Below are 14915 nucleotides of genomic sequence, written 5' to 3' on the forward strand. Positions count from 1 at the left end.
GCACAGCTTTCATGGAAATGCAGTATTTTTACAGAAAAATGACAAAACGTTTTTAATTTAAGTCGAAAAGAGCCCTTTAACCGCACATTAGTATCCTCCAGGTAACTACATCACAATAAAGTGCCTACTTCCCTAAAGGGATGTAAGGAACTACAATTTGTACATGACTTACTAAAATATATTAATAAGGAGTGCAAATAAATATGAAATTACAATTAGCGTTGGATTTAGTGGACATTGCGGGAGCGAAAGAGGTTGTCTCAAAAGTTGCCGAATTTATAGATATCGTTGAAATTGGAACACCTATCGTTATAAATGAAGGGTTACATGCAGTGAAGGCAATCAAAGAGGCTTTTCCAGCTTTGACTGTGTTGGCGGATTTGAAAATCATGGACGCAGGTGGATATGAAGTGATGAAGGCTGTGGAAGCGGGCGCGGATATCGTTACTGTACTTGGTGTTTCTGATGATTCTACCATTAGAGGTGCAGTGGAGGAAGCGAAGAAAACCAATAAAGAGATTCTAGTTGATCTGATTAATGTGAAGGATATCCAAACAAGAGCGGCTGAAGTAGACGCACTTGGCGTAGACTATATCTGTGTACACTCTGGATATGACCATCAAGCGGAAGGTAAAAATTCTTTTGCAGATTTAAATGCGATTAAGAGTGTGGTTAAGCAGGCTAAAACAGCTATCGCTGGAGGGATCAAGCTAAGCACACTTCCAGAAGTGATCGCCGCGAACCCTGATCTTGTCATCGTTGGCGGAGGCATCACAGGTGAAGCGGATCAAAAGGCTGCCGCAGCAGAAATGAAACGTCTAGTTAGTCAGGCTTAAGATTACAATGGATACAATGAAATATGCGCAGCAAATTATAGAGGAGCTCCAGCGCTCCATATCTCAGCTTGATGAAGAAGAGACTGAGCGAATGGCTGAGCTGCTGCTTCAGTCCAACAAGATCTTCGTGGCTGGAGCGGGCAGATCTGGATTGATGGGACGGGCCTTTGCTATGCGGTTAATGCATGTTGGTAAAGAGGCTTATGTTGTAGGCGAAACGGTGACTCCGGGGATTGAACAGGGGGATGTGTTAGTCCTCGGTTCCGGTTCTGGTGAGACGAAAGGGTTGATCTCTATGGCTGAGAAAGCCAAAGGGGTGGGTGCAGAAGTTGTTGCCGTTACCATTGCGCCGGATTCGACGGTTGGACGTTTAGCGGGCTATACAGTGAAGCTGCCGGGATCTCCAAAAGATCCGGCCAGTGGAAGCTACAGCACGATCCAGCCGATGGCTTCTTTATTCGAACAGACGATGTTGGTCTTTTATGATGCTATTATTCTGCGAATGATGGAGAAGACGGGGCAGACGAATCAGCAAATGTTCGGCAAGCATGCTAATTTAGAGTGAACGTACAGAAACGAATGCCTTCCTATAAGGAGGTTATTCGTTTTTGTGTTAGTATGATAACAGGAGAGAGGAGGCGCTTTAGGTATGGCAACCGAGATTAAAGATCGCATAAACTTGAAGGAAATTAACTGTGAGAAGGAATTGACGCTTGCGGTAATCGGAGGGAAATGGAAGCTGATTATCCTCTGGCATCTAGGGCTTGAAGGGACAAAGCGATTCAGCGAGCTGAAGAAGCTAATTCCTCATATCACGCAAAAAATGTTGACCAATCAGCTTCGCGAGCTCGAAGAGGACCAGCTGGTTCTAAGAAAAGTGTACGCTGAGGTTCCGCCAAAAGTAGAGTATTCCCTGACATCATATGGCCAAAGTCTGCTTCCTGTCCTTCGATTGATGTATGATTGGGGTAAAAATTACGGAGAAAACGTGATCTGGAAGGACACGCCGCCGGAAGAAAGATGCTAATCGAATAGCCTATGAACATTAATAATCCCTGAGAGGTCTGGATCGGCCTCTACAGGGATTTTTTGGTGTTTTAAAGGAGTGATGCGGATAATGCTTTAGGCTTTCTGTTCGAATAGCTTAGCAATCTCCACGATAACATTTACCGCTTTTACCATATTGTCCGCAGACGCATATTCGAATTTGCCATGGAAATTCTCGCCTCCGGTGAAAATATTAGGTGTCGGCAAGCCCATGTAGGAAAGCTGCGAGCCATCTGTACCTCCGCGAATCGGGCGGATGATCGGTGTGATGTTAAGGTTCTCCATCGCCTCATGGGCAATATCGACGATATGACGCACTGGCTCGATTTTTTCACGCATATTGTAATATTGGTCCTTTATTTCAAGCACGATGTTCTCTTCACCATGGATGCTTTTGAATTCTTCTACGACAGCTGAGAGATATGCTTTACGTGCCTCGAATTTCTCACGGTCGAAGTCGCGGATGATATATTGCAGCTTGCTGAATTCAGGTGTGCCTTCTATAGAGCTTAGGTGATAAAAGCCTTCATAACCGTCTGTATATTCGGGCGCTTCCTCAGCAGGGAGTCTGAGATGAAGTGCCATGGCGATTTTGGCGGAATGAATCATCTTTCCTTTTGCAGTCCCAGGGTGAACATTAACGCCGTAGACTGAGATTTTGGCAGACGCAGCATTAAAGCTTTCATACTCTAATTCTCCGAGTGGACCTCCGTCTACAGTGTAAGCATAGGAAGCATTAAAAGCGGCTACGTCAAACTTATGAGGCCCGCGGCCGATTTCTTCGTCTGGTGTGAAGGCAACTCTAATCTTGCCGTGTTTGATTTCTGGATGTTGAATGAGGTAATGCATGGCGGTCATAATCTCAGCAATACCGGCTTTATTATCTGCGCCAAGCAGGGTCGTGCCGTCGGTTGTAATTAAGGTGTGGCCTTTGTATTCCGCCAGCTCCGGAAAGCTCGCTGTGGATAATACAACATTCAGCTCTTTATTCAAAAGAATATCTTGACCATCATAGTTCTCGATAATCTGTGGCTTCACATTCGTTCCGGTAAAATCAGTCGCCGTATCCAAATGGGCTAAAAAACCAATGGTCGGAACATCCTTGTCCGTATTCGCAGGGAGTGTCGCCATAACATAGCCATGCTCGTCCACCTGGACTTCCTCCATGCCGATTTCCTTAAGCTCTTCAACCAGCTTGTGGGCCAGAACCATCTGTCCCGGAGTGGATGGGCAAGTCTCATTATCTTCATTCGATTGGGTATCCATTTGTGCATACGAAATAAACCGTTCTACAACCTCTTTCTTCACCTTGGGTCATCTCCTCTTTACTATTGTATATATATAGTATCACTTTCCATATAAGGTCTCATCCCTGAGGAAGAAGATTGAGGTAATATTTAAGTTTAATGCGGCAATATTTCTTGTTTCACTAACTTCGCTGAAAGTAAATAACGGTCCGGTGCAGATCCCACATATGAAAAGGGATAACAGGTAATCAATGTGAGGATGGCCTTATCACTTGGCTTTATAGCACCACGTTCGTCCCCGTCAACAATTGTGCTGTCTGTTACTTCATAGGTAAAAGTCCCATCGGTACTTTCCAGCTCGATAAGATCTCCAGCGACGAGTTCTCCCAGGTTACGGAACACTGTATCGCGGTGGCCTGCGAGCACACTGTTGCCGGTGGCACCGATAGCTGCGCTGCCTTTGTAATGTCCGGCTCCCTTTTTTAGCTCTGGGCTTTCCGTGCCTTCTAGCACTGCGATCTTTTTGTTTAATTTGGGGAAACGAATCTCTCCTATGATTTCACCTTCTGAATAGGAATGAGCGGGGTGCGGCTGTTCCTTGGCTGAACTGATCATTCCCATGGGAAGAGGGATTTCTTCGGCAGAAAGGGGGCGGGCGACAGCTTCCTCCCTCTTTTTCGCCCAATCATTTAAAGCCTGTTTAGCTTCGAGCGGTGCTTTGACCACTTGTACAACCGAGTAAATCAACACAACTAAAGAGAGTATGAAGATTAGCTTCACGGCTAGCAAGACACCATTACGCTTCTTCATACTCTCTCACCTCCAGACTTATGCTGCAAAATGTGGTTATTTCTTCGATTTCAATCTGCGCATAATAATCACGCTGAGTACCGCAATGGCTAAGCTGGCAAGAATCAAGTTATACCAAGGCTCAGCGGTATTTGGAAGCTTGTTGCCAACCTCTGGTGCTCCCAGTGGAAGCTCATCATCAGGCAGGGCGATCTCATTGCTTGGCTGCGGTGTTGCACTGGTAGTTTGGCTGCCAGCACTTGGTGATACTGTCGGCTCATTATCGCCTCCACCCAGTGGGATCGGCGCTTCAGTGACACTAATTTCATCTACTACTGGTGAAGCTGTAGGTATTGGCGATGGTGTTGGCGTCGTTGATTGCCCTGGTGTGGCAGCTGCTGTTGCCGTTGGCGAAGTAGCCGTCGTGGTTGGTGAAGCTGTTGCGGTCGGTGAAGCTTCAGGTGTAGCTGTAGCCGTGGCAGTAGGTGTCGTAGTTGGCGCTACAGTAGGTGTAGCAGTCGCTGTAGGTGATGGCTCCGGTGTAGGCTGAGCTGTGGCCGACGCTGTCGGTGAAGGACTAGGTTGAGCGGATGGCTCCGGTCCTCCAGAAGCGGAGAACTCAAAGGCTACAGTGGTGGTTTTCCCTTGATATTCGTTCCCTGCTTCCCACGGGAAAATTACATCCATTTGGATTACACTTTGTTCTCCCCCGGCAAGTGAACCGATGGCAACTCTTCCGGCAGCCTCACTCATCACCCCTGAATAGATGATTACTCCCTCTTTTTCGAGTGTCATTTGGAGAATATCGTATAATTCTGCGTCTCCAGAGATGAATTTGAAGTCCACATAGTAATTAAAGCCCTCACTACCTGCGTTAATAATTGTGTATTCTGAGTTCGTTTCATCACCAGGCTGCATATTGTTCATGGTGGCTGTGCTTGTCGTATGCGAATTCACCGTAAGCTTAATGGTATCTTGCGCACTAACTCCGCCAGCATGCCAGATGACTCCTGCTAGAATAGTCAGGATATAAGCAGCTATGAAAGCCGAGCGATATTTCTTCTTCACTTTACTCGCTCCTTTCTCCTGAACCCCATATTAAATTTTGTAGACATCATTTGCGGGCTTCCGGCAAATTCTTCTCTTCTAATCGGATTTTTCATCAAACATTGTCGAAATAAGTAGTATCTCACAGAACCACTTTTTTTGTGCGTATACAGGAATCTCCGTGAAAGTGGAAGGAGAGGGTAGAGATATACCGCCAATTCGTTCGTTATAGCGAATAACTAAAGTATAATCAAAATAATATCTAAACAAAAATGGGATATTATAAGGAAATCCATCATATTTGATCAAATATCAATTCTTTTAATGGGTTTACACCAGTTTTCTCTATTTAACTCTTTATTTTTATGTAATTCATTGTTTTTATTGTATTTTATTGAGAACGATTATGAATGCAAAATAAAAAGGCAAGACATACATCTGGAATAGGGCTCAAACCCCGATACCAGACCTATCGTCTTGCCTTAATTATGATGATAAATTAGATTTCCTTCATAGCGTCGGCTACAATCTCATAAGAGCGTAGACGAGCGTTAGGATCATAAATTCCACCAGAAACAATCAATTCATCGGCCTGTGTCTCTTGCAGGATTTCTTGAAGCCGTTCTTTAATTGCTGCTTTATCACCAGCGAAAGAGTAACGCTGTTTCTCAAGCATGGCTGCTTTTTCTTGCATCGTCCATAGCCCCTCCATACTATCAACCGGTGGTTGTAACTTCCCCGTACGTCCGCGGATGATATTAAGGAATTGCTGCTGCTGCGAGGTAGCCAGTCGTCTTGCCTCATTCACGGTATCGGCTGCTGTAATGCCAACTCCGACCATCACATAAGGTTTGTCGAGTGCTGCTGAAGGACGGAAATTACTATGATAGATGTGTAAAGCTTGTAGTAAATATTCTGGTGCGAAATGGCTGGCGAAAGCAAAAGGTAAACCTAGCTTCCCTGCCAGCTGAGCACTAAAACCGCTGGAGCCCAGCAGCCAGATGGGGATATTCAAGCCTTCACCAGGAACAGCACGAACCCCAGCCGGTCGTGATCCTGCACCTGCAGGATCGAAGTAGGCTCTGAGCTCACTTAACTGCTCGGGGAAGTCACTGCCGTCGCTTCCGAGACCACGGCGTAGCGCACGGGAAGCCGGTTGATCGGATCCTGGGGCTCTGCCCAGTCCTAAATCAATCCGTCCTGGATATAGGGATTCGAGGGTCCCGAATTGTTCCGCAATGACAAGTGGTGCGTGGTTGGACAACATGATGCCTCCAGAGCCTACGCGTATGCTTTTTGTGCCGCCAGCAATGTGGCCAATTAAGAGTGAGGTAGCAGAACTGGCAACACCAATCATGTTGTGATGCTCAGCAAACCAATACCGGTGATAGCCCCATGCCTCAGCATGTTGAGCTAAAGCTAAAGAGTTATGAAAAGAGTCTGCCGCTGTGCCACCCTCCACAATAGAGGCTAAGTCCAGTACGGAGAATCGAATATCGCGCTGTTGCTTCAATGTAATCCCTCCTATAATAAACGCTCAGATAGTCTAGAGCAGTATTTGTAGCTGCGAATAATGCTACTCGCCTAGTATACCATGTAATAAAACTATATACACACTTTAAGTAAGTTATACGCACTTTGTAATGATTAGATAAGGAATAAGTATGTCTTTAAAATAAAATGTAAGCGCTTTAAAAAATCTGTTGTTATTTCTTAACGGGCTTGCTATAATCACATCGAAAAGTTACCTGAAAAAAAGGAAGTTATCGTTATGAAGCCAACCATAAGAGATGTTGCCAGAATGGCGGAGGTGTCGATCAGCACCGTATCGCGGGTTATGAATGCACCGAATACGGTCGTAGAGAGCAAACGGAATCGAGTGATGGAGGCTGTAGAACGTTTGCAATATCAACCAAATGCGTTTGCACGCGGCCTGATCTACAAGAAGTCTTTTACACTGGGCCTGCTGATTCCGGATATTGAGAACCTGTATTTCGCAGGGGTTATTCGGGGAATGCAGGATGCATGCATCAAGCTCGGATACAGTTTAATGATCTGCAATACGGACCGCGACAAAGAACGGATGTTGTCTTACATCGATAACTTTCATGAGAAGCAGGTGGATGGGATCGTGTTCGCCAGTGATGTCCTTTATCCTGAGACACATGACAAATTAGTCGGTTGTAGAATTCCTTTTGTGTTGGTATCCTCGCATTCTGATGAGTACGACATTCCATCTGTGGAGGTGGATGATGAACAGGCGGCTTACGATGCGGTAAAGTTTCTGATTGATTTAGGGCATAAGGACATTGGCATGATTGGTTTTAACCATGATAACTCCGTATCTGGCCCGCCTCGTTATGAGGGTTTTGTAAGAGCATTAACAGAGTTTGGACTACAGCAGAATATTGTGAAGAGCAAATATGCCAATCACAGGTTCGAACACGCTTATCAAGCTGCGCATGAGTTGTTTACTGATTATCCCGAGCTGACCGCTGTTTTCTGTGTTGCTGATGAATTTGCAATGGGGACGATTTCTTATCTGAAGGATCGTAATATTCTAGTTCCGGGGCAGGTATCTGTGATTGGATTTGATAATTTGCGGATGTCGAGTATGTTCATTCCAAAGCTGACCACGATTGCACAGCCGATTTATGAGTTAGGGTATCGTGCGGCGGAGATGCTGCATGAATTGCTCACAACAGGTGGTGTCCAGGTATTGAATGAAAAGATGGAGCATAAGCTGATTGTGCGGGAATCCACGCGGGAAAAATAAAGGCTCTTTATTTTTGTGACCTTCTTCTGAAAAGCTTTTCAGAGCCATGTATCGGTCTTAATTAAAATTTAAATGTTAGGATAGAAAATAGTATGAATTCTTATGAAAAACATCTCATTTTCCGATTGGAAACGGTTACTAATTATGATAATATAAAAAATGTAAGCGCTATTATTAAATTACATTTGTGATGGAGTTTGATTTTAGGATATTTACCTATCTTCTGAAAAGCTTTGCAAGGAGGTGATCTGCTACAAGCTGCTAATACATGCCAGGGTGCCCGGATGATTGAATATGATGTTATCTCTATAACCATTAAAGGGGATGTACAAAAGATGAAGAAGATCTCAGGACGTAAAAAGTCGTTGGCTTTAGTACTGTGTTTATCCTTCACAATGACGCTGAGCGCATGCGGCGGAGGCAACAATAATGCGGCGCCTACAGATCCACCGGCGGAAACAGTCAGCCCAACAGCAGATAACACCGAGAAAGCGACAAATGCACCTAGTGCTGAACCTTCGGGTTCCCCGTTAGATTTAGCGATGAAAGGTGAATATAAAGGGACTAAAGTAACCATGTTTGGACCCTTCGTAGATGCTGACCAAGTGAAATTTGAGAGCAGCATTAAAGAATTTGAAGAGAAGACAGGGATCGATATTCAATACGAGGGCTCCAAGGAGTTCGAAGCAACAATAAATATTCGGGTGGACGGCGGAAATGCTCCTGATATCGCTGACTTCCCGCAGCCGGGATTGCTGGCATCGATTGCAAAGACGGGCAAGGTTATCGATTTGACCAGTGTGCTGGATCAAGACAAATTGACGGCTAATTACAACAAGAGCTGGCTCGATATGTCTACGATGGACGGAAAAGACGGGAAGATCATGGCGGGGATTTGGAACCGCAGTAATGTAAAGAGCTTGGTATGGTATCCAAAGAAACAATTTGATGATGCAGGTTACAAGGTTCCTGAAACTTGGGATGAGCTGATGGCACTCACTGAACAAATTGCCAAGGATGGCGATCCTGCCTGGGCTATTGGCATTGAGAGCGGTGCTGCAACGGGTTGGCCAGCAACAGACTGGGTCGAAAATATAATGCTTCGTACGACTACGCCTGAGAACTACGATAAGTGGGTAAAAGGTGAACTGCCATTTACTTCACCAGAAGTAAAAAATGCTGTTGAAATCATGTCTAAAATTTGGCTTAACAAGGATTATGTTTACGGTGGTGCTAAGTCTATCGTGACAACATCCTTCGGGGATGCCCCAGCGCCAATGTTCACTGATCCGCCTAAAGCCTGGTTTAATATGCTCGGTAACTTTATTACAAGCTTCTTCCCTGAAACGGCAAAGGTTGATCAGGATTATGATTGGTTCTACTTGCCGCCAATTGATGCACAATATGGTAAACCAGTGCTGGTTGCAGGTGATATTTACGCTATGTTCAACGATCGTCCAGAGGTTCGTGCAGTCATGGAATTCTTCACCACTGGAGAGTCGATTAAGAGCTGGGTACAATCTGGCGGCGTAATTGCTCCTATGAATGATGCTTCCCTTGATTGGTATACCTCTGAATCCGATCGCCGGATGGCGAAGTTGGTTCAAGATGCTTCCACACTGCGTTTTGATGGCTCTGATTTGATGCCAGGTAAAGTGGGTGCAGGCACCTTCTGGAAAGGGATGACCGACTATGTGAGCGGTACAGCGACACTGGATCAAGCCTTGGAACAAATCCAGTCCGGCTGGAACAACTAACCTAATATTTAAAGCGCACAGTAAAAAGAGGGGCAGTGAGAAAAGAGGATTGTCTGCCCCTCTTTTTGTTTTCTAACTAGTGAGTTCGATGCTTATGATAAGAGTTTTGCTCCGCAAAACTTATAGGAGGAGCTGGAGCTAATATGGGTGCACAATCACAGCCACAGCCACAAATGCCAACACAACCACAAGCTAGGCCAACCGTCAGCCTGAAGGCGGTAATGCTGTCCCTAGTTGTGTTATTAGCGAATATTGTTGTTAACGGCGCAATCTTTTTATTCTTCCGGGATTCCACATTAAATCCGCTGCTAACAGCGGTTCTGGCTGTCCTCTGGGGAGTTCTAGGTGTTTATCTGATTTACTATACGCTGACGTGGGCGGTTGAGCAGTACCCGGATCATATCCGGCGTAAGGTGCTGCCTTATATCTTTATTGGTCCGGCAGTGATTATTCTGGGCTGGTTACTGGTCCTGCCTGCACTGCGAACATTATATTTGAGCTTTTTTAATGCTTCTTCAGAAAAATTTGTGGGTCTGAGCAATTATGCAGCGATCTTTAGCGATCATCTGATGGCAACGGCATTGCGTAACAATTTACTTTGGGTATTCGTTGGCACGCTTGCTTGTGTAGCATTCGGGCTCTTAATTGCTATTCTTGCCGATCGCAGCAGCTATGAGAAAATCGCCAAATCGATCATCTTTATGCCGATGGCTATTTCCTTTGTAGCGGCAGGAGTCATTTGGAAATTCGTTTATTACTATCAACCGGGTGACGAACAAATCGGGCTGTTGAACGCAATCGTTACTTATTTTGGGGGAGAACCCCAAGCCTGGACGAGTATGCTTCAGCCGTGGAATAACTTTTTCCTCATTATTATTTTGATCTGGATGCAGACGGGATTTGCAATGGTGATTTTCTCGGCAGCAATCAAAGGGGTTCCTGACGACATTTTGGAAGCTGCACGAGTGGATGGAGCAAATGAGGTGAAGATTTTCTTTGGAATCATGATTCCATATATTTCATCAACCATTCTGACAGTGACAACGACCATTATCGTCTTTACGTTGAAAATATTTGACGTCGTCATGGTGATGACAGGAGGTCAATACGATACAGAGGTTGTTGCTACACAGTTCTACCGGCAATTCTTTATGTACCGTAATTTCGGCTACGGCTCCACGCTGGCTATTGTTCTACTGATCGCGGTGCTGCCTGTAATCATAATCAATCTACGTCAGTTCCGTAAGCAGGGGGGATTCTAATGGCTGGCAAAAAGAAGAGAAAAGGCAGCAAAACGGTTGTAAATATCGTGTTGGGTGTGATCTGTTTTATTTGGCTGCTTCCGACTCTTGGGCTATTTATTTCCTCCTTCCGTCCGGCTTCTGACATTCTGCAGACCGGATGGTGGAAAGCTTTTCCTCATCAGGAGTGGAAGGCTGGAGAGACGATTCAGCTATCCAAGGATGTGGATCTTCGGGAGCCAATTGAGGTGAACGGTAAAACTTATACAGATGATGAGCTGAAGGCTGGCGTGAAGGCAGATGGCAGCCGGCTTATGTGGGAGAATCGTAGAGCGCGTACCGTAAATGAACAGATACAAGGTTGGAAGATGACACCGGATCTCACGCTGGATAACTATAATAATGTGCTTTCCGGTAAGGAATACAAGCTGAAACAGGCTGATGGTAGTGAAACGGTGCAAAAAGGCTCCGGATTGTCACAGGCCTTCTGGAATACGCTAACGATTGCTGTTCCAGCAACAGTTATTCCGGTGCTGATCGCTTCTTTTGCTGCATATGCTTTTGCCTGGCTGCGGTTTCCTGGGCGCAGAATCCTTTTTGTAATCATTATTGCAATGCTCGTCATTCCGATACAGGTTGCGCTTATTCCAGTGCTTAAGGATTATACCGCACTTGGGCTAAACGGAAGTTATCTGGGAATTTGGCTGGCGCATACGGCTTTTGGATTACCGCTGGTTACGTACTTTATGTACAACTTTATCAGTCAATTGCCGAAGGATTTGTTCGAATCGGCTTTCATGGATGGGGCAAGTCATTTCACTATATTCAGTAGGCTAATTCTGCCTCTATCAGTGCCAGCACTGGCTTCTATCGGAATCTTCCAATTCCTGTGGGTGTGGAATGACTATTTAGTCTCATTGATTTTTATCGGCAATCAACCGTCTGTGCAAGTTATGTCGATGAAAATTGCCGATTTAGTTGGCTCACGAGGCAACGATTGGCATTTACTTACTTCGGCTGCATTTATCTCTATGCTGATGCCGCTCGCTATTTTTTTCCTGCTGCAAAAGTATTTCGTCAGAGGGCTTATGGGTGGGTCGGTGAAAGGTTAATGATTTAGAACCCGAATGAAACTGTGATCAGGGGGAGCTTAGAGAGATGAAGATGAAACCATACGTACATCCGGCGGCGGTATATCCTTACCGGGAGTGGAGTCTTGATGAGGAAGCTTATAGTGAAGAGAACAATCAAAGAAGCGAGAGTATTTTTGCTCTTGGCAATGGATATATTGGTATGCGCGGTAATTTCGAAGAAGGTTACCACGGCAGCTCAGGCTCGTCTGTAACAGGCAATTATTTGAATGGTTTTTTTGATTCGGAGCCCATTGTATATCCAGAAGGAGCGTACGGATATCCATCCCGCAATCAAGCGATGCTGAACGTAACAGATGCCAAGATTATTGAACTGAGTATTGAAGGGCAGACCTTTCAGTTAAACAGTGGGCAAGTGCATCATTATGAACGAAAGCTGGATATGCGAAGCGGGGTTCTGCATCGGCAGGTAGATTGGGAATCTCCAGCTGGTCACCGGGTACAGCTTCATATCCGGCGGATGGTGACTTTGCAGCACAAACATCTGGCGGCGATAGATTATGAGGTTAAAGCGCTGAATTTCAGCGGAGTGCTTACCTTCACTTCATCCATCGACGGCAAGATCCAAAGACCTAAGGTAACGGATGATCCCAGATTGGGCTCGGGAGGCAAGGAGCCCAGTCTGCTCCTGGAGGATACCGGTCATGAACCGGGACAGTCCTTCTTATGGATGAAGCAGCGGACGCGGCATACCCGGTTTGCCCTATTAACAGGGGTAAGTCATAAGCTTGATTCAAGATCTGAGGGTAAAAGGACCGTACAGCATGAGGGGCAGAAATTATCCATGCAGTTTGTCGTCCCGGTGGAGCGTGGGGAAAGCGTCTCACTAACCAAATATATCTCTTACCATACCTCTAAAGATTATCCAGAAGACGAACTACTTAGTAGAAGTACTGAAATATTACACTTAGCAGACCATAGCGGGTTTGAAGCGCTTGCCCAGGAACAGCAGGCTTATCTGGATCGATACTGGGCACATACGGATGTGGAGATTCATGGTGATCTTGCGCTTCAGCAGGGCATTCGCTTTAATGCTTTTCAACTGCTTCAATCCGTAGGCCGTGATGGGGTTACGAATATTGGAGCCAAGGGATTAACGGGTGAAGGATACGAAGGGCACTATTTCTGGGATACCGAGATGTATATGCTGCCCTTCTTTACGTTCACACAGCCGGAGATTAGCCGAAAGCTGCTCGAATTTCGTTATGCCACGTTAGACAAAGCACGGGAGCGTGCAGCGGTAATGTCGCAGAAGGGAGCCTTGTTCCCTTGGCGGACTATAGACGGGGCAGAGAACTCTGCGTATTTCCCGGCAGGCACGGCGCAAATGCATATTAATGCGGATATTGCGTATGCCATCAAGCAGTATGTACTGGCTACCGGAGATTATGATTTTTTGGTTACGAAGGGAGCGGAAATTTTATTCGAAACTTCCCGCTTTTGGTTGGACTTGGGGTACTTTAATCCGGCTAGGGGCGGTGTCTTTTGTATTGATGCAGTAACCGGTCCTGATGAATATACAGCTATCGTCAACAATAATGCATACACCAACTTTATGGTCCAGGATCAGCTTTATTATGCACACGAGATGGCAGGGATATTGTCTAAGCAGTATCCTGAGCATTTTGAACGCCTGAAGCAAAAAATCGGTCTGACTGAGCATGAGACATTAGTGTGGCTGGAAGCGGCGGACAAAATGTTTATCCCCTTTGATGAGGGACTTGGCATTTATGCTCAAGACGACACGTTTCTCTCCAAGAAAAAATGGGATTTCGAGCATACACCAGCTGACAAATATCCGCTGCTGCTCAACTACCATCCGCTGGTAATTTACCGTCATCAGGTGTTGAAACAGGCGGACTTGGTAATGGCGATGTTTCTACTGGGTGACCAATTCAGCTTGGCGGATAAGATCCGGAATTATAATTATTATGAGCCGCTGACGACGCATGATTCTTCATTGTCACCGTGCATCCACAGTATAATCTCTGCTGAGATTGGTGATTTGACGGGAGCCTATTCCTATTTTGACCGCACGGTACGGATGGACTTGGATGATATCAACCGCAACGTAAAGGATGGACTGCACACTGCTGCTATGGCAGGCTCCTGGCTGTCGATTGTGAATGGTTTTGGTGGCATGCGCTTATGCGGCGGGATGTTATCATTTAATCCTAGTGTGCCAGCGCAGTGGGAGAGCTATCGGTTTAAAATAACATGCGCTGGACAGCTATTGGATATTTTTGTGAGTGATACAGAAGTGATCTATACACTGCTGGAGGGCGAAGAGCTTGAGATTATGCATAAGGGAAACCTTATACAGTTGTCTGCACAGAAGCCGCTGAGGCTTTCGAATGTGAAGCAGCTTGAAGCTGTTATTTTCGAGCTGGACGGGATAATTACTGACACTGGAGAGTATCATTATGAGGCTTGGAAGGATCTGGCGGATGAGCTTGCGCTTTCTTTTGATCGAGAGAAGCATAAGAGTCTTAAGGGCCTAAGTCGAATGGAATCTTTAGAAGTCATTCTGGAGAGTAGTGGACTGAATTTGCCGCAACCGGTAAAGGGAATGCTCTGCAACAAAAAGAACGAGAAGTATAGACAGCTGGTTCAGCAAATGACGCCTGCTGAGCTGTATCCGGGTATCCACAGCGTGTTGTCCGATTTGCAGCAAAGAGGGATTGCTATCGGACTGGCTTCAGTGAATGAGAATGCGCTGCTGATTCTCGAACGCTTGCAGATCGGGCATTGGTTTCAGGCGGTGGCTGACCCTGGCAACTTGCGTAGAAGCAAGCCAGATCCAGAGATTCACTTGCAGGTTGCGGAGATGCTGGGCATATCCCCAGACTGCTGTGTGGCGATTGAGGATACCGAGGAAGGAATAGCCGCAATTAATGCTGCTGGTATGAGGTCAGTGGGAGCTGGAGTGGCGCTCGTAACCGGGACCGCGGATCTATGTCTGGCTTCCACCGCAGAGATAAGTGTTGAGAAATTGTTAGAGCTGTTTGCGTAGTTACCCTGATA

Annotated in this window: 12 protein-coding genes; 8 read left to right on the plus strand and 4 right to left on the minus strand. The window is 45.8% G+C overall.

The features are described from left to right. Positions 1-203: 203 nt before the first annotated feature. The 3 genes from hxlA to MHH63_RS25315 all read left to right on the plus strand — a co-directional run bounded on the left by hxlA (position 204) and on the right by MHH63_RS25315 (position 1863). Positions 204-836, plus strand: a complete 633-nt coding sequence (gene hxlA / locus MHH63_RS25305; protein ID WP_036682127.1) for a 3-hexulose-6-phosphate synthase — start codon at positions 204-206, stop codon at positions 834-836. A gap of 7 nt (positions 837-843) precedes the next feature. Continuing rightward, positions 844-1401, plus strand: coding sequence for a 6-phospho-3-hexuloisomerase (gene hxlB / locus MHH63_RS25310; protein WP_036682124.1), 558 nt, complete (start codon positions 844-846; stop codon positions 1399-1401). 84 nt (positions 1402-1485) lie between these two features. Further along, on the plus strand, positions 1486-1863 hold the full coding sequence (locus tag MHH63_RS25315) for a winged helix-turn-helix transcriptional regulator (protein ID WP_036682121.1): 378 nt from the start codon (positions 1486-1488) through the stop codon (positions 1861-1863). 95 nt (positions 1864-1958) lie between these two features. Here the strand turns inward: MHH63_RS25315 and pepT are convergent, their stop codons facing one another. The 4 genes from pepT to MHH63_RS25335 form a co-directional block, all read right to left on the minus strand. Continuing rightward, positions 1959-3191, minus strand: a complete 1233-nt coding sequence (gene pepT, locus MHH63_RS25320; RefSeq protein WP_341172215.1) for a peptidase T — start codon at positions 3189-3191, stop codon at positions 1959-1961. A 95-nt stretch (positions 3192-3286) separates the two neighbouring features. Next, positions 3287-3940 (minus strand): sortase, encoded by a 654-nt coding sequence (locus MHH63_RS25325; protein WP_341172216.1) that lies wholly within the window; start codon positions 3938-3940, stop codon positions 3287-3289. Between the two features lie 36 nt (positions 3941-3976). Then, complete coding sequence (locus MHH63_RS25330) at positions 3977-4987, minus strand: hypothetical protein (protein WP_341172217.1); 1011 nt, start codon at positions 4985-4987, stop codon at positions 3977-3979. Between the two features lie 478 nt (positions 4988-5465). Beyond that, on the minus strand, positions 5466-6479 hold the full coding sequence (locus MHH63_RS25335; RefSeq protein WP_081383185.1) for an LLM class flavin-dependent oxidoreductase: 1014 nt from the start codon (positions 6477-6479) through the stop codon (positions 5466-5468). Positions 6480-6737: 258 nt separating this feature from the next. On the opposite strand from MHH63_RS25335, the gene MHH63_RS25340 reads away from it, so the two are divergent. From MHH63_RS25340 to pgmB, 5 genes are all read left to right on the plus strand, one after another. Beyond that, the gene (locus MHH63_RS25340) at positions 6738-7742 is read left to right on the plus strand and encodes a LacI family DNA-binding transcriptional regulator (protein ID WP_036682112.1); all 1005 of its coding nucleotides are present in this window, start codon (positions 6738-6740) and stop codon (positions 7740-7742) included. A gap of 335 nt (positions 7743-8077) precedes the next feature. Further along, entirely contained in the window at positions 8078-9499 is a 1422-nt protein-coding gene (locus tag MHH63_RS25345; RefSeq protein ID WP_341172218.1) for an ABC transporter substrate-binding protein, read from the plus strand. Between the two features lie 143 nt (positions 9500-9642). Then, complete coding sequence (locus tag MHH63_RS25350; protein WP_232061475.1) at positions 9643-10761, plus strand: carbohydrate ABC transporter permease; 1119 nt, start codon at positions 9643-9645, stop codon at positions 10759-10761. Then, positions 10761-11852: a carbohydrate ABC transporter permease gene (locus tag MHH63_RS25355; protein WP_341172219.1), complete on the plus strand. Its 1092-nt coding sequence runs from the start codon at positions 10761-10763 to the stop codon at positions 11850-11852. The genes MHH63_RS25350 and MHH63_RS25355 overlap by 1 nt, the downstream gene beginning before the upstream one ends. 46 nt (positions 11853-11898) lie before the next feature. After that, entirely contained in the window at positions 11899-14904 is a 3006-nt protein-coding gene (gene pgmB / locus MHH63_RS25360; protein ID WP_081383184.1) for a beta-phosphoglucomutase, read from the plus strand. The last annotated feature ends 11 nt before the right edge of the window (positions 14905-14915 follow it).

The organism is Paenibacillus sp. FSL H3-0310 (assembly GCF_038002785.1).
Taxonomy (GTDB): domain Bacteria; phylum Bacillota; class Bacilli; order Paenibacillales; family Paenibacillaceae; genus Paenibacillus_AQ; species Paenibacillus_AQ odorifer.